The organism is Streptomyces acidiscabies, assembly GCF_020010905.1.
Taxonomy (GTDB): domain Bacteria; phylum Actinomycetota; class Actinomycetes; order Streptomycetales; family Streptomycetaceae; genus Streptomyces; species Streptomyces acidiscabies.
This window is the reverse complement of sequence record NZ_JAGJBY010000001.1, coordinates 1,852,821-1,874,671: the sequence shown is the minus strand read 5'-3', so window position 1 is coordinate 1,874,671 and position 21,851 is coordinate 1,852,821. Positions and strand designations below refer to the sequence as shown.

General features: G+C 72.0%; 18 protein-coding genes and 2 tRNA genes. 7 read left to right on the top strand and 13 right to left on the bottom strand.

Annotation, left to right across the window (positions count from 1 at the left end; genetic code table 11):
• Positions 1–90 precede the first annotated feature (90 nt).
• Positions 91–1,365: a M6 family metalloprotease domain-containing protein gene (locus tag J8M50_RS08880; RefSeq protein WP_010359771.1), complete on the bottom strand. Its 1,275-nt coding sequence runs from the start codon at positions 1,363–1,365 to the stop codon at positions 91–93.
• 330 nt (positions 1,366–1,695) lie between these two features.
• Between J8M50_RS08880 and J8M50_RS08875 the strand changes: the two genes are divergently transcribed.
• Positions 1,696–3,570: a putative bifunctional diguanylate cyclase/phosphodiesterase gene (locus J8M50_RS08875; protein WP_050987408.1), complete on the top strand. Its 1,875-nt coding sequence runs from the start codon at positions 1,696–1,698 to the stop codon at positions 3,568–3,570.
• 1,202 nt (positions 3,571–4,772) lie between these two features.
• Here the strand turns inward: J8M50_RS08875 and J8M50_RS08870 are convergent.
• Both J8M50_RS08870 and J8M50_RS08865 read right to left on the bottom strand, forming a co-directional pair.
• A complete protein-coding gene (locus J8M50_RS08870) occupies positions 4,773–5,855 on the bottom strand; it encodes an LLM class flavin-dependent oxidoreductase (protein ID WP_010359769.1) in 1,083 nt (360 codons plus the stop codon).
• Between the two features lie 185 nt (positions 5,856–6,040).
• Positions 6,041–6,694, bottom strand: coding sequence for an aspartate racemase/maleate isomerase family protein (locus J8M50_RS08865; RefSeq protein WP_010359767.1), 654 nt, complete (start codon positions 6,692–6,694; stop codon positions 6,041–6,043).
• Between the two features lie 259 nt (positions 6,695–6,953).
• Between J8M50_RS08865 and J8M50_RS08860 the strand changes: the two genes are divergently transcribed.
• From J8M50_RS08860 to J8M50_RS08850, 3 genes are all read left to right on the top strand, one after another.
• Positions 6,954–7,901 (top strand): D-2-hydroxyacid dehydrogenase, encoded by a 948-nt coding sequence (locus J8M50_RS08860; RefSeq protein ID WP_010359766.1) that lies wholly within the window; start codon positions 6,954–6,956, stop codon positions 7,899–7,901.
• 264 nt (positions 7,902–8,165) lie between these two features.
• Complete coding sequence (locus J8M50_RS08855) at positions 8,166–8,924, top strand: IclR family transcriptional regulator (protein WP_010359765.1); 759 nt, start codon at positions 8,166–8,168, stop codon at positions 8,922–8,924.
• Between the two features lie 81 nt (positions 8,925–9,005).
• Positions 9,006–9,079: transfer RNA gene (locus J8M50_RS08850), tRNA-Lys, on the top strand.
• Here J8M50_RS08850 and J8M50_RS08845 read toward each other — a convergent pair.
• From J8M50_RS08845 to J8M50_RS08830, 4 genes are all read right to left on the bottom strand, one after another.
• Complete coding sequence (locus tag J8M50_RS08845) at positions 9,045–10,694, bottom strand: AMP-binding protein (RefSeq protein ID WP_010359764.1); 1,650 nt, start codon at positions 10,692–10,694, stop codon at positions 9,045–9,047. The two genes, J8M50_RS08850 and J8M50_RS08845, sit on opposite strands and share 35 nt — an antisense overlap.
• A 40-nt stretch (positions 10,695–10,734) precedes the next feature.
• Positions 10,735–11,253 carry a DUF3592 domain-containing protein gene (locus J8M50_RS08840; RefSeq protein WP_010359763.1) on the bottom strand — a complete coding sequence of 173 codons (519 nt, stop codon included), beginning with the start codon at positions 11,251–11,253 and terminating at the stop codon, positions 10,735–10,737.
• 153 nt (positions 11,254–11,406) lie between these two features.
• A complete protein-coding gene (locus J8M50_RS08835; protein WP_029184586.1) occupies positions 11,407–12,585 on the bottom strand; it encodes an SPFH domain-containing protein in 1,179 nt (392 codons plus the stop codon).
• 73 nt (positions 12,586–12,658) lie between these two features.
• Complete coding sequence (locus J8M50_RS08830; protein WP_059047589.1) at positions 12,659–13,960, bottom strand: peptidoglycan-binding protein; 1,302 nt, start codon at positions 13,958–13,960, stop codon at positions 12,659–12,661.
• Positions 13,961–14,145: 185 nt separating this feature from the next.
• Between J8M50_RS08830 and J8M50_RS08825 the strand changes: the two genes are divergently transcribed.
• Positions 14,146–14,219, top strand: a tRNA-Lys gene (locus J8M50_RS08825).
• Between the two features lie 407 nt (positions 14,220–14,626).
• On the opposite strand, the gene J8M50_RS08820 is transcribed toward J8M50_RS08825, so the two are convergent.
• The 5 genes from J8M50_RS08820 to J8M50_RS08800 form a co-directional block, all read right to left on the bottom strand.
• Complete coding sequence (locus J8M50_RS08820; RefSeq protein WP_010356349.1) at positions 14,627–15,292, bottom strand: class F sortase; 666 nt, start codon at positions 15,290–15,292, stop codon at positions 14,627–14,629.
• Positions 15,293–15,295: 3 nt separating this feature from the next.
• Positions 15,296–16,024: a hypothetical protein gene (locus J8M50_RS08815; RefSeq protein WP_010356348.1), complete on the bottom strand. Its 729-nt coding sequence runs from the start codon at positions 16,022–16,024 to the stop codon at positions 15,296–15,298.
• A 143-nt stretch (positions 16,025–16,167) separates the two neighbouring features.
• Positions 16,168–16,947 (bottom strand): HAD-IIA family hydrolase, encoded by a 780-nt coding sequence (locus J8M50_RS08810; RefSeq protein ID WP_010356346.1) that lies wholly within the window; start codon positions 16,945–16,947, stop codon positions 16,168–16,170.
• A gap of 247 nt (positions 16,948–17,194) precedes the next feature.
• Positions 17,195–18,004, bottom strand: a complete 810-nt coding sequence (locus J8M50_RS08805) for a hypothetical protein (RefSeq protein WP_029184204.1) — start codon at positions 18,002–18,004, stop codon at positions 17,195–17,197.
• Positions 18,005–18,262: 258 nt separating this feature from the next.
• On the bottom strand, positions 18,263–19,330 hold the full coding sequence (locus J8M50_RS08800; RefSeq protein WP_010356344.1) for an ROK family transcriptional regulator: 1,068 nt from the start codon (positions 19,328–19,330) through the stop codon (positions 18,263–18,265).
• A gap of 56 nt (positions 19,331–19,386) precedes the next feature.
• On the opposite strand from J8M50_RS08800, the gene J8M50_RS08795 reads away from it, so the two are divergent.
• Positions 19,387–20,466, top strand: a complete 1,080-nt coding sequence (locus tag J8M50_RS08795; RefSeq protein WP_040837332.1) for a Gfo/Idh/MocA family oxidoreductase — start codon at positions 19,387–19,389, stop codon at positions 20,464–20,466.
• Positions 20,466–20,957 (top strand): heme-degrading domain-containing protein, encoded by a 492-nt coding sequence (locus J8M50_RS08790; RefSeq protein WP_010356342.1) that lies wholly within the window; start codon positions 20,466–20,468, stop codon positions 20,955–20,957. Before J8M50_RS08795 ends, J8M50_RS08790 begins: the two co-directional genes overlap by 1 nt.
• 4 nt (positions 20,958–20,961) lie before the next feature.
• On the opposite strand, the gene J8M50_RS08785 is transcribed toward J8M50_RS08790, so the two are convergent.
• Positions 20,962–21,819, bottom strand: a complete 858-nt coding sequence (locus J8M50_RS08785; protein ID WP_010356341.1) for a fumarylacetoacetate hydrolase family protein — start codon at positions 21,817–21,819, stop codon at positions 20,962–20,964.
• Positions 21,820–21,851: the final 32 nt, after the last annotated feature.

Below are 21,851 nucleotides of genomic sequence, written 5' to 3'. Positions count from 1 at the left end.
TTGACGGCAAGGCCCCTCGTGGAAGCGGGGGGCCTTTCGCGTGCCCTCCTCGCCTGCGCGCGCACCCCCTACCTGAGAGTTAGTGCGGGACTACCGTGGCGTGATCCGCACCGTCCATGCCCCGGAAGCCGTACGACCCTCCACCTCCAGGCGTACGGCCCGCTCCCCCGGTACGGCGGGCACGGTGAAGCTCTCGCCCGTGCCGACCGGCGCGTCCGCGAGGGGCGGGTACACGGAGCGCTCCCAGCAGGCCTCGCTGTGCGGGTGCGCGTCGACGACCTCGACGGGGCCGCGCCCGGAGTCCGCCGTACTGCGGACCCGGTAGACGAGGACCCCGGCGCGGCAGGAGGCCGTGTCGTCGCCGACGGGGCCGCGCGCCTCGAAGGCGAGCGTGCTGCCCGCGCCGGTGCGGACGACCGCGAGCTTCGTGCCGTTGCCGAGCCCGAAGGCCGGGGAACCGGAGGCTCGGGTGACGGGTACGCCGGGGCCGGCGCCCAGCGGTTCCAGGGTGAGGCGGGTCGTCCCGGCCTCCCGTACGCAGACCACCTGGCGCGGCCGGAGCCAGCCCAGCTTCCACTTGTGCCAGCCGAACAGGTCCGGCGCGAGGCCGAACTGGCTGCCCATCAGGTCCCAGTCGCCGACGTACGTATCCCAGTCGCCCTTGCCGTCGGCGGGCCGGTGGTACAGGTCGGGGAGGTCGAAGACGTGGCCGGTCTCGTGCGCGAGGACCAGCCGGTCGGGGGGGTGCTGCTCGAAGACGGTGACGACCCGGCGGATGTCGACTCCGTCGGCCCTGAGAGGGATGTCGAGGTTGACTACTTTCGTCGCGTCCGAGTCGACGCCGGGCGCGTCGGGGTCGGCGACGAAGTAGACGACGTCGTACCGGGTGAAGTCGACGCCGGGGTCGGCGGCGGCGAGCGCGTCGCGCAGGTAGGCGGCGCGGTGCCCGGCGTTCCAGTCGCGCTGTATGGCGTACGCCGTGGACGGTTTCGGCATGCGGATCCACCGATCGAGGGGGTGGGCGCGCAGCGTGAAGCGGCCGTAGGAGGCGCGGCGGAAGAAGTCGGAGGTGGCCGGGAAGTGGTCGGCGGCGAGTTCGGCGGGGGTGGTGCGGGGGCGGCTGTCGGGGAAGGACAGGAAGACCATCACCGCGTCGAGGGAGCGGGCCGGGCGCGGATAGGCGGCGTTCCAGGTGTCGAGGCCCTCGGAGTGGTGGGCGGTGGTACGGGTGAGGGCGCAGGGCGCGGTGGAGAAGGGTTCGGCCACCGAGGGGGCGCCCGCGAGGGAGGTCGCGGCGAGCGCGGAGAGCGTGGTGCACACGGCCGCCGACTTGCGCAGTCGGGGGCGCGGGAGCGGACGCGGCACGAGGACCTCCGGAGGCGGGCGGTTCTGGGGACACCTCCACCCACCCTGTACGGGTTTGTCATACTGCGCCTCGTTTGTCTGCCCCGGAAGAGTGAGCGGTATGACATACCGGGGGACCCTCGACACCCCGGAACACTCACGGAACGTCACATGTGGTCCCAGGTCCGCAGAACCGGTCCCGCTGCGGGCAGAAACGATCTGTCAGAAGAGTGGGTAGGTCATGGACACTTGGCAGTGGCTGCGGTGGTCCGGGCCCAGCCTCTATGATCGGCACACTTTCCTGACACTTTCCTGCGCGGACAGAGATCGAGTGCACTGCGGGAGCGAGCGGTGAGCGGAACGTCCGAAGGGCCGACGCCCGCGGCAGACCTCGACCGGTCCGCCGTTACAGAGAGTGACACTTTGGCATCGGATGGTGCCCGAGGGCTGAACGGCGCCCTCGGCGCCTCCACCTATCAGGCGGTCTTCGCCGCGTCCCCCTCGGCCATGGCCGTCGTGGGGCGCGACGGGCTGATCGTCTCCGTCAACGCGGCCTTCGGGGAGATCCTCGGGGCCGACCCCGGCGGGCTGGTCGGGCGGGTCGCCGCCGACCTCCTCGACCTCGCGTCCGACGCGCGCACCTGGCACGCGTACCGCGAGGTGCTGTGCGGCCGGCACGCCGAACTCCGGTGCGCCCGGCGGCTCAAGCAGCCCGACGGGCGGGCCGTGTGGGCGCGGGTGACCGTGTCCCCCCTCGGCGGCGACACGCCCGGGGTGCTGCTGTCGGTCGCCGACATCAGCGCGCGGCGCGAACTCCAGGCGCGGCTGCGGCATCTCCAGATGCACGATCCGGTGACCCGGCTCCCCAACAGGGCGTTGTTCTTCGAGCGGTTGTCGGCCGCGCTGGAGCCCGACGCGTACGAACGGGGCGGCACCGGGCGGATCGGGCTGTGCTACCTCGACCTCGACGGGTTCAAGGCCGTCAACGACACGCTCGGGCACCGGGTCGGCGACCGGCTGCTCGCCGCCGTCGCCGACCGACTCAACTCCTGTGCGGAGGAGGCGGGTCGGGCCAGGGCGGCGGCTCCGCTCGTCGCGCGGCTCGGCGGGGACGAGTTCGCGCTCCTCGTCGCGGACTCCACGGGCACGGATCAGCTCGCGGAGCTGGCGGAGGCCGTCCTCAAGTCCCTTCAGGCGCCCTTCGATCTGGACGGGCAGCGGCTCAACGTCACCGCGTCCATCGGGGTCGTGGAGCGGCACGCGGCGGGGACGACGGCAACTGGCCTCGTGCAGGCGGCGGATACGACGCTGTACTGGGCCAAGGTCGACGGGAAGTCCCGGTGGACGCTGTTCGATCCCGAGCGCAACGCCCACCTGATGACCCGTCAAGCTCTCGCCTCCACCCTCCGGCCCGCCATCGAGCGGGGTGAATTCGTGCTGGAGTACCAGCCGTTGGTCGGGATGTCCGACGGACGGCTGCGCGGAGTCGAGGCGTTGGTGCGCTGGGACCATCCCCGGTTCGGGCTGCTGCCGCCGAATCGGTTCGTCGGGCTCGCCGAAGAGGACGGCTCCATCGTGCCGTTGGGGCGCTGGGTGCTGGCGACCGCCTGCCGGCAGGCGCGGCGCTGGCAGCTCGACCATCCCGACGAGACGCCCCTCTTCGTCAGCGTCAACGTCGCCGTCCGGCAGGTGTGGGACTCCGACCTCGTCGCGGACGTCGCGGAGATCCTCGCGGAGACCGAACTCGCGCCGGGGCTGCTCCAGTTGGAGCTCACGGAGTCGGCGGTCATGGGGTCCGCCGGGCGTCCTCTCCAGGCTCTCCAGGCCCTCAGCGACATGGGTGTCCGCATCGCCATCGACGACTTCGGGACGGGGTACTCCAACCTCGCGTACCTGAGCCGGCTGCCGGTGTCGGTGCTGAAGCTGGACGGTTCCTTCGTCCGCGGCTTCCAGTACGACGGCTCCGGCGCGCCGCCCAATCCCGCCGACGAGGTCGTCGTCGAGGCGATGATCGACCTCGCGCACCGGCTGGGGCTCACGGTCACCGCCGAGTGCGTGGAAACGGCTTCGCAGGCGGCGCGGTTGAGGCGGATCGGGTGCGATACGGGGCAGGGGTGGTTGTACTCCCGGCCGGTGTCGGCGGAGCGGATCGCGGAGTTGCATGGAGGCGGGGCGGAGGGGCCCGGGAAGAATGGGGAGGTTCGGGGGCGGGCTGTTCGGCCGTAGGGGGTGGGGTGTCGCGTCGGCTGGTCGGCTGGGGAGTTGAGGGGAGTTGCGTCGGTCGGTCTGTGGGAAAGGCCGGCCGGCGTGAGGGGTGGGGGAGGTGTCTGTGGGTGGGTGGTGATCGGCCCTGAAGGGTCCTCGTCCTCAAACGCCGGACGGGCTGAAATGGGAGGGTGCGTCGGCCGGTTGGGGCGGCTCGGGTGCTCGGTGAAGGGATTGGAGGTGAGGGTGCATCGGCCGGTCGGCGCGGCGGTTGTGTCGGGTGGTCAGTGAAGGGGGCGAGCCGGAAGGGAAGTTGACGTGAGGATCAGCGCCCGCCGGTCGGGGCGAGAGGGCGGTCGGCGCGGGAGTCGTGTCGGCTGTCAGTTGAAGGGGTTGGCTGGTGCGGGAGTTGGGGCCTGATGGTGTCGATGTGCCGCTAGAGGGCGGGGAGTTGGCGGCGTACGGGTGAGGTGTCGGCGGCCTCAGCCGGGCGGCGGGCGTCGGGAACTATTCGGCCAACCATCCGTGTACGCCCCGCCTCACGCCGCCCGCCTCTCACAACTCACGCTGCTCATCGGGGGATTGCCGGGCCGTCACCGCATCACGCTCCGCGATCGGTGCCGCGGGGCCAGGGCTCACGTTGTTGGCCGCGGGCCGCGTTCGCCCCGTATGGCACTGGTTTCCCATAGGCGTCTCTCGTCAACGAGCCCCGGACGTAGTACTGGTGGCGCTCCGTTCGCCCCGTAACGGCACAGGCTTCCCGGCAGGTGTGCGCGTCAACTCACGCCGGGCACCGTTCCTTTGGCGAGTCGCCGGACAACACCCCACGCACGGCGCCCCGTTCCTGCACGGCGAGGGCGGCTCGGGCCTCTGCTGTGCGCACCCGACGCCCCACCTCAGCGCAGGCACTGCCGGCGTCGCCGAGCACCACTCCGCGCCCGGCGACGCTCCATCCCTCGGCCACCGCTCGGCGCACCACCGGCCTCGCGCGCCAGGATCTCACCCAGCGACGCGCGGAGTAACGCCGCGCCCCGGCTGGGCGCCAACGGGGCGACGCCCGGCACCACTTCACCCCACCGCCGACGCAACACCAGGCACCACCGCGTCAGCGGCGCGACGCCAAGCGCTGCTCCGCCTCACCGCCGACGCGACGCCAAGCGCCACCCAGTCCTGGCCCTCAGGCCCTCACTTCACCAGCGCCCAGCCCCGACCCCCCGCCCCCTTCACTCCGTAGGCAACCCATACGCATCCGCGATCAACTCGTACGACCGCACCCGCAGTTCCCCCCGATGCGCATGGCTCGTCAGCATCAACTCGTCCGCTCCCGTCCGCTTCTGGAGGTCGTCGAGGCCGGTGCGGACCTCGTCCGCCTGGCCGTGGATGACGTTGGCGTTCCAGGAGTTGATGAAGTCGGCTTCCATGTCGGTGAGTCGGTGGGCCTCGGCCTCCTCGGGGGAGGGGAAGAGGCCGGGGCGGCCGGTGCGGAGGCGGACCATGTTGAGCCCGGCGGCGAGGAGTTGACGGCGGGCCTCGGCCCCGTCGTCGGTGGCGAGGACCGAGACGCCGATGAGGGCGTAGGGCGCGTCGAGGACCGCGGAGGGTTTGAAGGACTCGCGGTAGAGGTCGAGCGCGGGGACCGTGTTCTGCGCGGAGAAGTGGTGCGCGAAGGCGAAGGGCAGCCCGAGGACCCCGGCGAGGCGCGCGCTGAACCCGGAGGAGCCGAGGAGCCAGACGGGCGGACGGTGGGGGGACTGGACCCCGCCGGGCGCGCTGCCCTGGATCGGCCCGGGGATGGCGTGGATACGGGAGTAGGGGTGCCCGTCGGGAAAGTCGTCGTCGAGGAAGCGCGTCAACTCGGCGAGCTGCTCGGGGAAGTCGTCCGCGCCCTCGTGGAGCCGCTCGGTCCGGCGCAGCGCGGCGGCGGTAGCCCCGTCCGTACCGGGCGCCCGCCCGAGCCCGAGGTCGACCCGGTTCGGCGCGAGCGCCTCCAGCGTCCCGAACTGCTCGGCGATGACGAGCGGCGCGTGGTTGGGGAGCATGACGCCGCCGGAGCCGAGCCGGATGCGCCCGGTGTGGGCGGCGAGGTGGGCGAGGATGACGGCCGGCGAGGAGGAGGCGACGCCCGGCATGGAGTGGTGCTCGGCGACCCAGTACCGGTGGAACCCGCGCCGCTCGGTGTACTTCGCCAGCTCCACGCTCGTCCGCAGCGCGTCGCTCGCCGTCCGCCCGCTGCCGACGGTCACCAGGTCCAGTACGGAGAGGGGTACGGGCGCCTCGCCCTGAACCGTGCCGCGGATCTCGTCCACCGATTGCCTCCTGCGTCGCGTCGTCGACTGCCTTCCCCGCGATAACAGGAGGCCGTCTCCGTTTATTCCCGCCGGTTCCGCACGCCTTCACGCCGCTACCCCTCTGGTACTACCCGGTTAGTACTCCAGTCCGGTCTCCTCTCGGGGGTCCTCGAAGAACACCAGGCCCACGCCAGGCGCCCCGCTCAGACCTGCACCACCGGCTCCCGCGTGAACAGGACGCCCAGTTCGGGCGCGTTGACGCGCCGGTCGGTCAGCCGCAGCGCCTCCCAGACGGCGACCTGGTGGGCCGACAGGACGGGCTTGCCCAGCCGGCGCTCCAGCGCGGTCAACTGGGCCACCGTGCGCAGCGATGTGTCCGGCAGGAACAGCGCCTGCGCGTCCTCGTGCGCGGCGGGGTGCACCGACGCGGCCAAGTCCTCGCCGAGCGGCGCCGTGCAGACCACGCCCACCCCGCCCGCCCGCAGGAACTCCGTGAAGGCGGCGTCCCCGTGCGCGGTCACCACGGCGACCCGGCTCACCGCCAGCTCCCGGGCCGCGTGCACGAACCCGAACGCGGTGGACGACGCCGGCAGCCCCGCCGCCCGCGCGAGCATCCTGACCTGCCCGTGCGCTCCCTCCCACCCGGCGGCCACGGCGGCGGTCGTACTCGCCCACACGACGGAGTCGGCCCCGGCGAGCCGCAGCTCCTCGGTGCGCGCGGCGAGCCGCTCGGGCGGGTCCCCGGCCGGGTCGGCGCGGATCAGGTCGATCCGTACATCGCTGCCGAGGAGCTGTTCGAGGCGCGGGTAGTCGTCCTCGGCGGCCTCGCCCGGGACGAGCAGTCCGAGTGCGGTCATGGTGGGGGTCCTTCCTCGTGGCGGCGGTTTCCGCGGCTTTCCTGCGACACGACGGCACCCGGTACGACCCGTGTAATACCCGAGTACGACCCGACGGGTCACCCGTCCCGTTCCGGCTGCCTCCCTCCGCCGGGTACCCCGTACGGCGCCGACCCCCGCACCGCATCCCCCGCAGCCATCCGTACGGCCCTGTTGACGCCACCCGGCGGCGGTGCCAGCGTGTTCCCACCCACCGGCACGAGCCAGGTCACGAGGTGCCATGCCCGCCCCCACCCTCCTGGTCCTGGACGCCGACCCGCTCCCCCGGCTGGGCCGCCTGACCGGCCGGGCCACGATCGTGCACACCGGCGCGGACTCCCTCGCCGCACGCCTGCCGGAGGCGGACGTCCTCCTGGTGTGGGACACCGCTACCGAAGTACTACGGGACGCCTGGGCCGGAGAGGGCGCGCGGCCCGCGTGGGTGCATGTCGCCGGGGTCCCCGTGGACCGGGTCCTGGGACCGGCGCTCACCTCGTCGGACACGGTCGTGACGAACGCGCGGGGCGTCTTCGAGGACGCGGTCGCGGAGTACGTCATGGCGCTGGTGCTGGCGATGGCGAAGGGGCTGCCGGGGGCGTGGGAGGCGCAGCGGGCGCGGCAGTGGCGTCCCCGGGAAGTACTACGGGTAGGGGGTACCAGGGCGGTAGTCGTGGGGGCGGGCCCGGTGGGCCGTACCGTCGCGCGGGCGCTGAAGGCGGCCGGGGTGGGGGTGGCGCTGGTGGGGCGGGCGCCGAGGACCGGGATCCACGGCCCCGGGGACCTGGACCGGCTGCTGGCGCGGGCCGAGTGGGTGGTCGCGGCGGCGCCGCTCACGGAGGCGACGCGGGGGATGTTCGACGCGCGCCGGTTCGGGGTGATGCTGCCGTCGGCGCGGTTCGTGAACGTGGCCCGGGGCGAGCTGGTGGACGAGGCGGCGCTGGCCGAGGCGCTGCGCCGGCGGTGGATCGCGGGGGCGGCGCTCGACGTGTTCGCGCGCGAGCCGCTCGGCCGGGACAGCCCGCTGTGGGACGTACCGGATCTGCTCGTGACGCCCCGGGCGAGCGGTGCTTTCGTGGGGCAACACGACCGTCTGGCCGCGCAGTTCGTGGAGCTGTGGGAACGTAGAGAGGCGGGGAGACGGCTGGTGAACGTGGTGGACAAGGCCCGTGGGTACGTCCCCGGCCACTGACACCCGCCGCCGATGCCGTAGATATTTCTGCTCGGAGCACGTGGTGCGACCGCGCAACCGCCAGGCGTGCACACGTCAAGCATGCAGGTCCGGGCTCCGGTTCATGTCAAAGGCATATGCCATTCGAACGTTGCCGCACGTGAGAGGCCCTACGGTCACCCCACGTTCTCGTCAACACCCCCTCCGTATCCGGCGGTTGGCGGTTATCGTGGAGGAGATCCGCCACCCGGATCACGGCCTGAAAGCGACCGCAGGGGGAAAACCGTGGCGCTGAAGCACGAGCCGCCCACGCCGTACCACTCCGCGCGGGAGGCGCTCTGGGTCCTGGAGACCATCGCCAGGCACTCCGACGGTGTCACCGACACCGCGCTCGCCCGCCGCACCGGCCTGGACGACCGCAGACTGACCCCGCTGCTGCGGATGCTCCGCCGCGAGGGGTACGTCGAAAGGACTACGGACGGGGCGTACGTGACGGGCGCCGCCCTCGCCCGCCTCGGTTCCGCGCAGGACCGGGAGACCGCCCTGCGCGAGAAGCTCCAGCACACCCTGGACCGGCTGCGGGACTCGGTCGGCGCGGCGGTCTACATCAGCCGGTACGTCGACGGCGAGATCAAGGTCGACCAGTACGCCGCCGGACCTACCACTCCCGTGGTGCACGAGTGGGTGGACTTCCGGTACTCCGCGCACGCGACCGCGATCGGCAAGAGCCTGCTGGGGCAGCTCGACCGCGACGGGCGCCGGGACCACCTCTCCCGCCACAAGATGGCCCGCCTCACATCGCGCACGATCACCAGCGACAAGCTGCTGCTGTCCCGGCTGGAGGCCCAGCCCCCGAGTAGTCCCGCACTAGACCTCCAGGAGTACGCCGTGGGGACGGTCTGCGCGGCCGTGCCGATCACCGACGGCACGTCCGTGGGGTGCCTCGCGCTGTCCCTGCCGGTCTCGGACGCGCACCGGCTGAGGCAGGCGGCCGACCGGCTGCACCGGCACGCGACGCCGCTGCTGCTGTCGCTGGCGATCTGAGGGCGGTCAGGAGCACCCTTCCGGACCAGGTAGTATTTTCTCTGTCGCCGGGAAAAGCATGACAAACCCGGCGAGAGTCACGCGCCGCTAGCTCAGTTGGTTAGAGCAGCTGACTCTTAATCAGCGGGTCCGGGGTTCGAGTCCCTGGCGGCGCACATTCGGGAAGCCCTTCACTCCGGTGGAGGGCTTCTCTGCTGTCCGCAGTCCGAATTCGCCGCCTGACCGCTCCCACACCGGGTCCCCGCACTCCACCCCCTCCCTCCGCAGCCGCGCCCGCTGGATCTTGTTCGTCGCCGTCACCGGCATCCGCTCCAGCACCCGTACGAACCGGGGCGCCATCTTCGTCCCCAGATCGGGCTGGGCGCGCAGGAACGCGGCGAACGACTCCGGCTCGAACCTCCCGGCGATCGCCGCCATCACCTGGTCCCCGGTCACCGGATCGGGCACCGCGTACACGGCGACGGCGTCGGCACCGTCGTACCGCGCGAGGATCGACTCGATCAGCGCCGCCGCCAGGTTCTCCCCGTCCACCCGGATCCGGTCGTCGCCGCGTCCGGCGAAGTAGAGGTAGCCGTTCTCGTCGCGGTAGAAGAGGTCGCCGGTCCAGTACGCCCCATCGCGCCGGCGCTCGGCCTCGGCGGCGGGGTTGCGCCAGTACCCCTCGAAAGGGCTCGGGCCGTGGTTGACCAACTCCCCTATCGCCTCGGTGCCGTTGAGGAGTTCCCCGGCCAACCCGAAGACGGCGGGCGGGCATTCGGCGTACGTCTGCGGGTCCCGTACGACGAGACCGGGCACCGCCGGACCGACCGCCCCGGTGGGCGTCCCGGGCGCCCACTGGATCGCCGCCCCGCCCTCGCTGGACCCGTACCCCTCCACCAGCCTTGTGCCGAACCGGAGTTGGAACGCCGCCGCGTCGACCGCGCCCGCCTCGGTGCCGAAGCCGAGCCGCAGCCGGTGGTCGCGGTCCTCGCCGGGTCGGGGCGGCGTGGCCAGGACGTACTGGATCGCCCGGCCGACGTAGGTGAAGTACGTGGCCCGGTAGCGGCGTACGTCGTCCAGGAAGCCGGAGGCGGAGAAGCGGCTGCGCAGGGCGAGGCCGGCACGGGCGACGAGGGCGGGGGCCCAGCCGGCGATGACGGCGTTGCCGTGGAACATCGGCATGCACAGGTAGTGGACGTCGTCCTCCACGACCGCGAACTGCTCGGCGAGGCGGTGACCGGCCGCCGCGAGGCGCCCCTGGGTGCAGATCGCCGCCTTGGGGGCGCCTGTTGAGCCGGAGGTGAAGTAGAGGAGGAGGCGGTCGGTGGGCTCGGCGGCGCTCCGGTGGAGGGCGGTCGCCGTGAACTGCCCCAGGAGGGCGGCGTATTCGTCCGTCCCGGTGATCAGGAGGCGGACGCCGGGGAGGTCCAGGCCGCGCAGGAGCGGGAGTTGGGCCGGTTCGGTGATCAGGAGGGCGCAGTCGGTGTGGAGGATGTCGCGGGCCAGGTCGGGGCCGCGGTGGGTGGGGTTGATGCCGGCGACGGCGGCTCGCGCGAGGGCGGCGGCCGAGAGCCAGTGGACGAACTCCGGTGTGTTGTCGAGGAGTACGCCTATATGCGGGGGTGCGTCCGGCGGGAGGAGGGCGGTGAGCAGGGCCGCCCGGGTGGAGGCTTCGCGGGCGAGGTCGTGGTGGGTGAGGACGGTGTCCCGCCACCACAGGGCCGGGCGGTGGTCGGCCCAGCCTTGGGCGACGAGTTCGGCGGTCGTGGTGGCGCGCTCCGTGGACTCCATGACGGGGCACGGTAGTTGACGGACCGTCAGATGAGGATGGTCACGGCGTGGGGAAGTCGGTCGGGAAGTCGGCGGGAAGGTCGCCGCTGTCGCTGCCGAAGACTCCGTCGGCCAGGTCGAAGAAGGTGTGCACGCCGATCATGAAGGCGACGCAGAGCGCGGCGAACACCCCGAGGAAGACGAGCAGTACGCCGGATTCGGCCATGAGGCGGCCCCGCATGGGCGGCAGTGCGGTCGCCTGCTCGGGGTGCTCGGGGGTGTAGTGGACGGTGACGTAGTCGCCCTCGATGACGGTCCCCGGGCCGTTCTTCTCCTCGAAGCGGACGGGGCGGCCGTCGGCGGCCGTGAACTCGTAGACGTGGTGCAGGGTCGTCCGGGTGTGGTGATGCTCGCCGGCTTCGCTGCTGGTCGTCGTGTACGAGCGCAGACAGCGGCCCTCGGCGGTGAAGCCGCTGTTCCAGGCGGTGCTGATGCGCCGGGAGCGGCGGACCACTGCGGCGGCCATGGCGAGCACGCCGGCGAGCATGAGCGACGGGACGAGGTAGAAGATGACGTCCATGGCGGTTCCCCCGGATGTGCTGGTCGGTGCACAGGCGTGCCGGTCGGTGCACGTGTCGGGAACGTACCCCTGAGGTACTACGGATTGCCTCAGGGGAAGCTCAGAGTTCCGGGTGATACCTCGGTACTACCTCACTACCTCGCCGGTACTACGTCACCCGCCGCTCTCCCCCCGCCCCGCGCAGAACGCCACGGTGAGGTCCTTCACCAGCGCCTTGCGCTCGTAGTCGTCCAGTTCGACCAGGCCCCGCATGGTGAGCCGGGTGACCGTGTCCTCCACCGAGTCGACGACCGACGTGAGGACCGAGGCCCGGTGCTGCGCGTCGAGCGCGGCGATGCGGCGGCGGTGCATCGCGGTGGCGACCTCGGGGGCGTACTCGACCCGGACGGGCTGGACGGAGTACACCTCGAGTCCGATGGCCCCGGCGTCCGCCGCGACCAGCCGGGTCAGCGCGTCCCCGGCGGTCTCGACCGGGCCGCGCCCGGCGCCCGGCATCTCCACCGGCACCCTCGCCAGCGCCGCCTCGACGCATTCGCGCAGGTAGGTCTCGTGGTCCTCGACCCCGAGCGTGGCCCGCGCGGTGTCGCGCACCCGCCATACGACGAGGACGACGGCCCGCAGCGCGACCCCGCTGCCGTCGGCGGCCGGCATCGGCTCGCTGCGCCAGTGCCGCAGCCGTACGTCGACCCGGCGGCGCAGCAGGAGGGGGTTCACCCACATCAGCCCCGTACGCCGGACGGTCCCCCGGTACCGGCCGAACAGCCCCAGCACCCACGCCCGCCCGGTCCGGCCGCGCGCGAGGCCGCCGAACCCGAACAGGCCGAGCGCACCGGACCCGGCGTACGCGGCCCACTGCGCGAGGCCGAGTCCCGTCCCCGTGTACATCGGAAGGTGGAGGGCCTCGGTCGCGAGGTGCGGGAGGACGCCGGCCCACCAGGAGGCGGCGACGCAGCCCGCGGCGCCGCAGGTGCCGGCGAGGACACCGACGGTTCCGGGGAGGACCCGCGCGGGGCGCTCCACCAGGGCGGGGTCGACCTGGGCGGCCGGGCGGGGGGTGCCCTGGCCGGGGCGTCTGAAGCGGGGGGTGGGGGGTTGTAGTCCTTGAGTACTACGGGGAGTACCGCCCGGGGTACGGCTGATCAGCGCCTGGTCCACTGATACCAGAGGACCAGGCTCGGGGTCGTCCCGGAAGAGGAGGTGTACGGGGATCTCGGTGGTGGCCTCGTTCTGGATCAGCCGGGTGGGGCGAGGGGTCCCCTCGGGCATCCCCTCCGGCCGTTCCTCCGCGGGCCCTCCGGGACCCGGCGTCTGTGAAGTGGTCGTCCTGCTCATGTCTGCCTCCAGCCTCCGCGCCAGATGCGTCAACGTTTCTGCGGTCCGCGCGGCATCCGCGCCCACGACAGGGTCAGGAGAAGAGGCGCCTCCAGGTCTCGGGGCCGGGATAGCCGTCGGCGGCAGCGCCCCGCCAGCCCTGGGCGCGCTGGAACGCCTCGACGGCACGCCGGTCGGCGTCACCCCAGCGGGGGGTGGGTCCGGTGCCGTAGTACCGCCCGTACCCCTTGCGTACGAACTGTTCGCCCAGCAGGGTGACGTACGTGTTCTCGGCGCCCGGCCGGAAGTACGCGCGCCCCGGGAAGGCGGGCGCGCCGGCCGCGTGGGCGGGCGGGCCGGCCGCGTGGGCGGGCGGGCCGGGGGTGCCGGTGACGATGTCGCGGCCCTTGCCAGTGATCAGCAGGGCCCAGGTGTCGGGGCCGGGGATGCCGTCCGCGTCGGTGCCCCGCCAGCCCTGGGCCTGCTGGAAGGCCTGGGTGGCGCGCCGGTCGGCGTCGGACCAGCGGGGGCCGGGACCCGTCGCGTAGAAACGTTTCGCCCCGCGTTCGACGAGCATCTGTCCGAGCGCCGTGACGTGGGTGTTGTTCGCGCCGGGGCCGAAGTGGGCGCGCCCCGGGAAGGGGGTGGTGCCATCGGTCTGGGCGCCCCCCGTACCCGTAGGACCCGTCACTCCTGAGTACCGGTAGGCGACGTACCGGTCGGAGTGGGTCCAGTAGGCGTAGGGGGTGGCCTGGCGGCGGGTGCCGGGGCGGGTCTGCTCGTACGCGATGTAGTAGCTGTGGGTGTAGTCCGTCCAGCCGCCGAAGATCACCACATGGGATCCCTTCTGGGGGTCGACCGGGTTGTGGAACAGGAGGATGTCGCCGGGCTGGAGGTCCTCCTTGGCGATACGGACGCCGTAGCGGTCGAGGGTGCCCGTCCACTCGTTGCCGGGGAGGTTCCAGGCCATCGAGACGAACCCGGAGCAGTCCTGCCGGTAGCCGTCCGACCAGTACGCGGTCATGCTGTACGGCACTTTCGTGGCGACCCACGTCTTCGCGCGCCGGATGATGTCGGCGCGGGTGGTGGCCGGGGCCTTCACCGGGGTCGCCGGGCGGCCGGGCGGGCCGTGCAGCGGGGCCGAGCCGCCCTGGGGGGTCTCGGGCTCGCCATCTGCGGGAACGGCGCGGGCGGGGCTCTGGGGCGCGGCCTGGGCGGGGGGCGCGTGCGCGGCGCCGAGGGCCGCGGTGGCGGCCGACGCGGTGGCCACGACGATCACCGCGCGGGGGGTGACGGCGAGCGCCGGGCGGCCGGAGCCGCTCAGTCTGCGGCGTACGCAGCCGGTGCAGCCGCAGTCGTTCGCGGGATCGATCTCCTCGAATACCGGAGTCTCCATGAGACGCCCCTCACACTCCGCCAGACATATCCACTTCCATGCACATTCGCCAGCTTCTCAACTGTCGCCCGGGCTCGCATGTTGACGGTCCGAATGATGTACCCGGGTAGCACTCCGGTGTTCGACCAGACGTTCGGGCGGTCGGGATCACCCTCGGGGGTCCTGTAGAGTTACGCCGTCAGCAGGCGCCGCTAGCTCAGTTGGTTAGAGCAGCTGACTCTTAATCAGCGGGTCCGGGGTTCGAGTCCCTGGCGGCGCACAGACCGGAGAAGCCTCCCGAGTGATCGGGGGGCTTTTTCGCGTTCCCGTGCTGTCAGGGGAGCGCGGGATCATGCTGGCCGGCGACGGGGGTGACGGTTAGTCACAGCCTCGGGACTTGGCGTCAAAAGAACCTAGGCTCCGGGCCCTGATCCGTTCTACAGTTTTTCTCGGACACCTCGGTCTCCCCGGCTCTACAGCCTTGCGGTGCCGCTCAGTTACTCTTCTCGGACGGCCCCAGCCCCCGGTCGGCCACAAACCCACCGAGGTTTCCACGAGCCTCCCGCGCCGGTCGCCGGGTTTCTCCCGCAGCCCGTGCGCGCGCGGTCGAGGACCTGCCCGGTCGGCGGTTTCGGGGGAGCGGGCCGCCGGCCGGGACAGGTGTACTCCCTTGCCGGGTACGGGAGTTCAGGATCCCGCGCCCGTGAGGTACGCGGAGACGATCACGTTCGCCGTGTAGCTGCGGCTGACCCGGTCGAAGGTGCCGCCGCAGGTGATCAGCCGTAGCTCCGCGCGCCCGGACTCCCTTGTGCCATACGCCCGTTGGGCGTCGAAGCGGTCGCGCCGGACGACCTCCACGTCGTCCACCGTGAACTCGGCGACCTTTCCGTCGCCGCGCACCACGCGGATCGTCTCGCCCGCCTTCACCGTGCTGAGCTTGTAGAAGACGGCCGGGCGGGTCTCGGTGTCGACGTGCCCCACCAGCAGCGCGGTGCCGCGTGCGCCGGGGGTGACACCGGCCGCGTACCAGCCGACGACGCCGGCCTGGTCGTAGGGCGGCGGGTCGATCGCGCCGCTCGTGTCGAGGCCGCGGGCCACCACGGGGGCCTGGACGCCGAGTTCGGGGATGTCGATGCGCTGCGGGAGGGCCTTGGTCAACGGGCGTGCGGCGGGCGGGAGTTGCTGCTCCGGCGGGCGTCCCACCGCCGCTATGTCGCCCGTTGTGGGGGCGGATATCCCGCCGGGGACCTCGGTGACTTCGCGTCCCCACAGCCAGAGGCCCAGGAGGAGGAGCGCCCAAGCGAGGCCGGTGAGGAGGCGGGTGGGGTGGGAGGCGCGAGGGTGGTCGGACACCGGTCAGGGCTTTCGGGGGGTGGTGTCGGGGGGTGTGGGGGTGACGCCGGGTACGGGGGTAGGGGTGACGGGGGTGAGGGTTTCGGTGGGTACGGGGGTGGAGGTGAGGCCGGTCGCGGTGGCCGCGGTGGCTCCGCGTCTGCGGAGGACCCCCCTGAGGGCCAGTACCGCGAGGGCGGCGAGGCCCGCGAGGGTGAGGCCGGTGACGGCGTGCGCGGTGTTGGGGGCGGTGGCTCGGGGCTGGGCCAGGGTCTGGGGGTGGGGCCGGGTTTCCGCCGGGTTCTCCACCCGCGTCTCCACCCGGTTCGCGAGCAGGTCCGCCGCTCCTCCGCCGCCCGCGTGGACCGGGGCCACCGGGGTCGCGTGCGGCGTCGCGCCGGGGCCCGCGACCGTGATGCTGCCCTTGATCTCGATGTCCGCGCAGGTGATCGTCACGGCGTACGCGCCCGGCTCGGTCGTCGAGCGGATCTTCGTCTCACCGACGAGGGTGCCGTCGGCGCCGATCAGGCGGGCATCCGAGACGAAGGCGCCGGACACCGCCTTCGCCGTCTTCCCTGTGCAACCACTGACCTTGAGAGCTACTTCGCCGCCGGCCACGGGCGTCGACGGGACCACCGAGACGCCCCGGTCTCCGTCCGCCGCGTACGCCGCGTACGCCGCAGGTACGACCGGGGCGAGAGCCAGGGCGGCGGCCAGCACGCCGGTACAGAGTGTGAAGCGGGGTGAACCCATCGCGAAACCTCCAGATAACTGGAGGCTCCCTCACGGGGGCGGCTCCTGCACCCTCAGTAGGGGTGGGCTACTCCGTACGGGTGGGGGTCACGAGGGGGGCCGGGGTGTCCCGGAAGCGGCGGCGTTCCGGGCGCCGGGGTGGTTCAGATCCGTTCGACGAGGTCGGCGATCGAGTCGACGATCCTGGACGGGCGGTACGGGAAGTTCTCCACCTGCTCGGGCCGGGTGAGCCCCGTGAGGACCAGGTACGTCTTCATGCCCGCCTCGATGCCGGCCAGGACGTCGGTGTCCATCCGGTCGCCGATCATCGCGCTGCTCTCGGAGTGCGCGCCGATCGCGTTCAGCCCGGTCCGCATCATCAGGGGGTTCGGCTTGCCCGCGAAGTACGGCTGCTTGCCGGTCGCCTTCGTGATCAGCGCGGCCACGGCACCGGTCGCGGGGAGGGGTCCCTCTGTGGAGGGACCGGTCTCATCCGGGTTGGTGCAGATGAACCGGGCGCCGTCGTTGATCAGCCGGACCGCCTTCGTCATCGCCTCGAAGGAATATGTCCGGGTCTCGCCGAGGACGACGTAGTCCGGCTCGTGGTCGGTCAGCACGTACCCGATGTCGTGCAGCGCGGTCGTCAGACCGGCCTCGCCGATCACGTACGCCGTGCCGCCCGGCCGCTGGTCGTCCAGGAACTTCGCGGTCGCGAGCGCCGAGGTCCAGATGTTGTCGACCGGCACGTCCAGGCCCATCCGCCGCAGCCGGGCGTGCAGGTCGCGGGGCGTGTAGATCGAGTTGTTCGTCAGCACCAGGAACGGCTTGCCCGACTCCCGCAGCTTCTTCAGGAACGCGTCGGCCCCCGGGATCGGGACACCCTCGTGAATCAGCACACCGTCCATGTCGGTGAGCCACGACTCGATGGGCTTGGGGTCTGCCATGTGCGGGGTCTCCTGCCGTGCCGTACGCGAACGCACCGTGAGTACGTCCTCGGGCCCACCCTAAGCACAGGTCGGATCTTGAGGGAATGGGTGGATTTTCTGGGGATGGCCGGTGGGTTACGGGGTGGGGGACTTGAGGGGGATGGGGGTGAGGGCCGAGGGCTCGGAGGTAGGGGGTACTTGAGGGGTAGGGGGTGACCCGTAGTACCGGGGAGGGACGGCCGTACGGTACGACGCGTCGGCCCCCTTACCGGTAGCGCCTCCGGCGTACGACGACCAGTCCCGCCCCCGCCGCGACAAGGCCACCGGCGACCGCCGCCACCCCCACGACGACCGGACCGGCCCCCGTACCGGCGAGTTCACGGCCCTCCTCGGTACGCGCCCCCGTCCTCTGCGGGACGGAGGTGGAGGCCGGGGTGGAACCGGTCGTCCCCTCGACGGTGAACCGGTAAGCGTCGGACTGGCCGACCCACTCCCCGTCGCCCCCCCGGCGCTGGACGACGGCCGCGTGGGCGGTGACGTCGTCGGCGACGGCGTCGGAGGTGAACGAGAGGCGGAGCTTCACGGTGAGGGTGCGGTGCGCGGGGACGGAGAACCCGGCGAAGCCGTCGCCCCCGGCGCCCGCGTCCCCCTCGCCGAACGGCCCGACCAGCTCATCCGCGTCCGTCTCCTCGAACTGGACCGCGCGGGGGCGCTCACCGTCGTAGAACTCCAGATGGACCTGGCCCGCCTTCAACTCCCGCCGCCCGTCGACCAGTACGACCACGGGGTGCACCCCGGCACAGTCCCGCCCGGTGCTGTTCACGAGGTCCAGGTACCAGACTCCGTACCCGCCCCCGGACTCGTAGCTCTCAGGTCCACCTCGCAGCCGGGCGGTGAGCGGGAAGTCCCGGGCTTCGGGGGTGGCACAGGCGGGTGCTTCGGCGGCGGGCGCGGGGAGGGTGGCGGGGGCTAGGGCGAGGGCAGCGGCGGGGACGCACAGGAGGGCTTGGCCGAGGAGGGCGGGGCCGAGGGCTGCCCCGGCGAGTCGGCGGGCGTGGGACAGGCAGGGTCGCATGGTCACGTGAGCCTGCCGGAGGGCGCCGGGTTCAAGGGGGCGCCGCTCCGGTGGGGTGCCGGAGTCCGCCCGTTCAGCTCATATGACGTACATATGAGGCGCGTACGGGTGTGGGGGCGGCGTGGGTATTAGCGGGGTACAACTGCGGGACGTCGCGGGACCAACCGCGTACGGCCGCAAGACGCCGTAGGTATTAACCGTCTACCCCTCCGGAGCTACGGCCCCCTCCCCCGCCGCACCCGCCGTCCCTCGCAAGTCCTACCCCCTCCCGAACACCTCCCCCAACCACAGCTGCGCCGCCCCCACCGCAACCCCCCACACCCCGCCGTCAGCGACCCGCACCGGCACCTCCCCCACCTCTGTGGAAACCCCTCGCACGAACACCTCCGGTGTCTGTTCGATCCGGCGTCCGCCGAGCAGGACCTGGTCGATGTCCAAGAGGCCGACGAGGTTCGCGGCGCCCACGCCCAGTACCCGGGCCGCCTCCTCCGGGTTCTCGCGGTCGAGGGCGGCGAGGCACAGTGCCTCGACGCAGCCGGACTTTCCGCAGGGGCAGGGCGGGCCGTCGAGGAGGATCACCTGGTGGCCGAACTCGCCGGCGCCCGTGCGCGCGCCCCGGTGGACCGTGCCGGCGATGACGAGCCCCGCGCCGAGGCCGGTGCCGAGGTGGAGGTAGGCGAAGGAGCCGCCCTCGCCCGCGACGGCGAGGCCGAGGGCGGCGGCGTTGGTGTCCTTGTCGACGACGACAGGGACGCCGAGTTCGCGGGCGAGGACGTCGCGCAGGGGGAAGCCGTCCCAGTCGGGAAAGCCGGTGACGCGGCCGAGTACCCCGTACGTATGGTCCAGCGGCCCCGGCAGAGCTGCCCCCACCCCCAGAAGTCCTACGACCCCCTCCGCGAGCAACCCCCGCACCTCACGTACTAGACCGTCTACGACCTCGGAGGTACCCGCCCCCAGATCCAGCGGGGTACGCCGTTCGGCGACGACCCGCCCGTCCAGCCGGACAAGGACCACGCGCAGCTCGTCCCGGTCGAGGTGTACCCCCACGGCGTGGCCCGCCTCGGGGACGAGCCGCAGGACAGTGCGGGGCTTGCCGCCGGTGGAGGCGCGGCGGCCGGCCTCCGCCGCGAGGCCCTCCTCCCGCAGCCGTGCGGTGATCTTGCTGACGGCCTGGGGGGTGAGCCCGGTGCGCTCGGCGAGTTCGAGGCGGCTGATCCCGTCGGCGCCAGCCGTGCGCAGCAGGTCGAGCACGAGCGCGGTGTTGTGCCCGCGCACGGCGAGGAGGTTGGTGCCCGTCGTACGCCCCGGGTCGTTCGTCCTGTTCACGGCTCCATTCTCGCCCGCGCTTGCACTTTGGCAACAGCGTTGCCAAAGTGGACGGCATGAGTACTGGCGCTGCTGCGAACCCCCTCCGCGTGGGCCTGATCGGCTACGGCCTCGCGGGTTCCGTCTTCCATGCCCCGCTGATCGACACGACGAAGGGCCTGACCCTCGACACGGTCGTCACCTCGAACCCGGACCGCCAGGCGCAGGCGCGCGCCGAGCACCCGGGCGCCGAGGTCGTGGCGACGCCGGACGAACTCCTCGCGCGGGCGGGCGAGTTGGACCTGGTGGTGATCGCGTCCCCGAACAGGACGCACGTCCCGTTGGCGACCGCCGCGCTCGACGCGGGGCTGCCGGTCGTCGTCGACAAGCCGGTCGCGGGGACGGCGGCGGAGGCCCGCGCGCTGGCGGCGCTCGCCGAGGAGCGCGGTCTGCTGCTGTCCGTCTTCCAGAACCGCCGCTGGGACAACGACTTCCTCACGCTCCGCAAGCTCCTCGCCGACGGCGAGCTCGGTGACGTCTGGCGGTTCGAGTCCCGCTTCGAGCGCTGGCGTCCGCTGCCGAAGGGCGGCTGGCGCGAGTCCGGCGACCCGGCAGAGATCGGAGGTCTGCTGTACGACCTGGGTAGTCACCTCGTAGACCAGGCGCTGGTGCTGTTCGGTCCGGTCGCGTCCGTGTACGCGGAGGCGGACGTCCGTCGGCCCGGCGCCGAGACCGATGACGACACGTTCATCGCCCTGACGCACGTGAGCGGCGTCCGTACCCATCTGTACGCGTCCGCGACGACCGCTCAACTGGGGCCGCGTTTCCGGGTGTTGGGGTCGAAGGCGGGGTTCGTGAAGTACGGGCTCGATCCGCAGGAGGCGGCGCTGCGGGAGGGTGCGCGGCCGGGGTCCGGGTGGGGCGTGGAGCCCGAGGAGCTGTGGGGGCGGGTCGGCTCCGGGGAGTCGCCGGTGACCGGGGGCGGCCGGGCCGTGCCGACCCTACCTGGGGACTACCCCGCCTACTACGCTGCGGTGACCGAGGCACTGATCGGCGGCGGCCCGAACCCGGTGCCCGCCACCGAGGCGGCCACCGCTCTCGACGTCCTGGAGGCGGCCCGCCGTTCGGCACGAGACGGATCGACGGTGAACCTGTGATGGTGAACAACAACCCCGCCCTGGAAATCACCCCTTCGCTCGACGAGCTGAAAGCCCAGGAACGGCGACTGGTCTTCCGGCAATTCACTTATGACGACGCCTGGGCGCTGGGTTCTCTCCTGGTCGAATTGGCCCGTGAGCGCGAGGCGCCCGTGGCGATCGACATCCACCGCGCCGGACAGCAGCTCTTCCATGCCGCGCTGCCCGGCTCGTCCCCCGACAACGACGCCTGGATCGCCCGGAAACGCCGGGTCGTGGAGCGGTACGGTTCCGCTTCCTATCTGGTGGGCACGGAATTCAGGGCGAAGGGGACGACCTTCGAGGAGTCGTCCCGTCTCGACCCTGACGAATACGCGGCGCACGGGGGTTCTTTCCCGATCACCGTGGAGGGAGTGGGTGTGATCGGGTCCGTGACGGTCTCGGGACTTCCGCAGCTTGAGGACCACAGGTTCGTGGTCGAGGCGCTGGAGGAATTCCTCAAGAAGGACTGACCGCTCAGGCGTCCTTGAATTCCTGCCGCTGCCGCCCGAGCCCTTCGATCTCCAGTTCCACCACGTCACCGGACCGGAGGTAGGGCTTGGGCTCGGGCTCTCCCAACGCGACCCCGGCGGGCGTACCCGTGTTAATGACGTCGCCGGGGTAGAGCGTCATGAACTGGCTGACGTACCGTACGACCTCGCCCACCGGGAATATCTGCTCGGCGGTGGTGCCGTTCTGCTTCTGTTCTCCGTTGACCCAGAGTTTCAGCGCGAGATTCTGCGGGTCGGGAATCTCGTCGGAGGTCACCAGCCAGGGTCCGAGCGGATTGAACGTCTCGCAGTTCTTTCCCTTGTCCCAGGTGCCGCCCCGCTCGATCTGGAATTCCCGCTCCGACACGTCGTGCGCCACCGCGTAACCGCCGACGTGCGCAATACCTTCCTCGGCGGATTCCAGATAGCGGGCGGTACGGCCGATGACGACCGCCAATTCGACTTCCCAGTCCGTCTTCACGGAACCGCGCGGCACGAGAACCGTGTCATAAGGGCCCACGACCGTGTCGGCGGCCTTGAAGAAGATCACCGGTTCCGCGGGCGGCTCGGCGCCGGTCTCCCGGGCGTGGTCGTGGTAATTGAGGCCGATGCAGACAATCTTCCCGATCCGGCCGACCGGCGCCCCCACGCGTTCGGCGTCCGCGTCGATCACGGGCAACTCGCCGCCGGCGACAGCGTCCCGGACCCTCGCCAGAGCCGCCTCGTCCGCGAGGAGGGCACCGTCGATGTCGTCCACGAGCCCGGAGAGGTCCCGTAGTACTCCAGCGGTATCCAGCGCCGCGGGGCGTTCCGACCCCGCCGTACCGACGCGCAGCAGCTTCATGGTCGTAGTACCTCTCCCTCGCTGGTGGTACG

Bases quoted from the DNA above. Each gene is read 5' to 3' on its own strand.
- J8M50_RS08865 (WP_010359767.1), bottom strand. From the start codon at position 6,694: ATGACCGCACTCGGACTGCTCGTCCCGGGCGAGGCCGCCGAGGACGAC.
- J8M50_RS08860 (WP_010359766.1), top strand. From the start codon at position 6,954: ATGCCCGCCCCCACCCTCCTGGTCCTGGACGCCGACCCGCTCCCCCGG.
- J8M50_RS08845 (WP_010359764.1), bottom strand. From the start codon at position 10,694: ATGGAGTCCACGGAGCGCGCCACCACGACCGCCGAACTCGTCGCCCAA.
- J8M50_RS08840 (WP_010359763.1), bottom strand. From the start codon at position 11,253: ATGGACGTCATCTTCTACCTCGTCCCGTCGCTCATGCTCGCCGGCGTG.
- J8M50_RS08835 (WP_029184586.1), bottom strand. From the start codon at position 12,585: ATGAGCAGGACGACCACTTCACAGACGCCGGGTCCCGGAGGGCCCGCG.
- J8M50_RS08830 (WP_059047589.1), bottom strand. From the start codon at position 13,960: ATGGAGACTCCGGTATTCGAGGAGATCGATCCCGCGAACGACTGCGGC.
- J8M50_RS08815 (WP_010356348.1), bottom strand. From the start codon at position 16,024: ATGGGTTCACCCCGCTTCACACTCTGTACCGGCGTGCTGGCCGCCGCC.
- J8M50_RS08810 (WP_010356346.1), bottom strand. From the start codon at position 16,947: ATGGCAGACCCCAAGCCCATCGAGTCGTGGCTCACCGACATGGACGGT.
- J8M50_RS08805 (WP_029184204.1), bottom strand. From the start codon at position 18,004: ATGCGACCCTGCCTGTCCCACGCCCGCCGACTCGCCGGGGCAGCCCTC.
- J8M50_RS08795 (WP_040837332.1), top strand. From the start codon at position 19,387: ATGAGTACTGGCGCTGCTGCGAACCCCCTCCGCGTGGGCCTGATCGGC.
- J8M50_RS08790 (WP_010356342.1), top strand. From the start codon at position 20,466: ATGGTGAACAACAACCCCGCCCTGGAAATCACCCCTTCGCTCGACGAG.
- J8M50_RS08785 (WP_010356341.1), bottom strand. From the start codon at position 21,819: ATGAAGCTGCTGCGCGTCGGTACGGCGGGGTCGGAACGCCCCGCGGCG.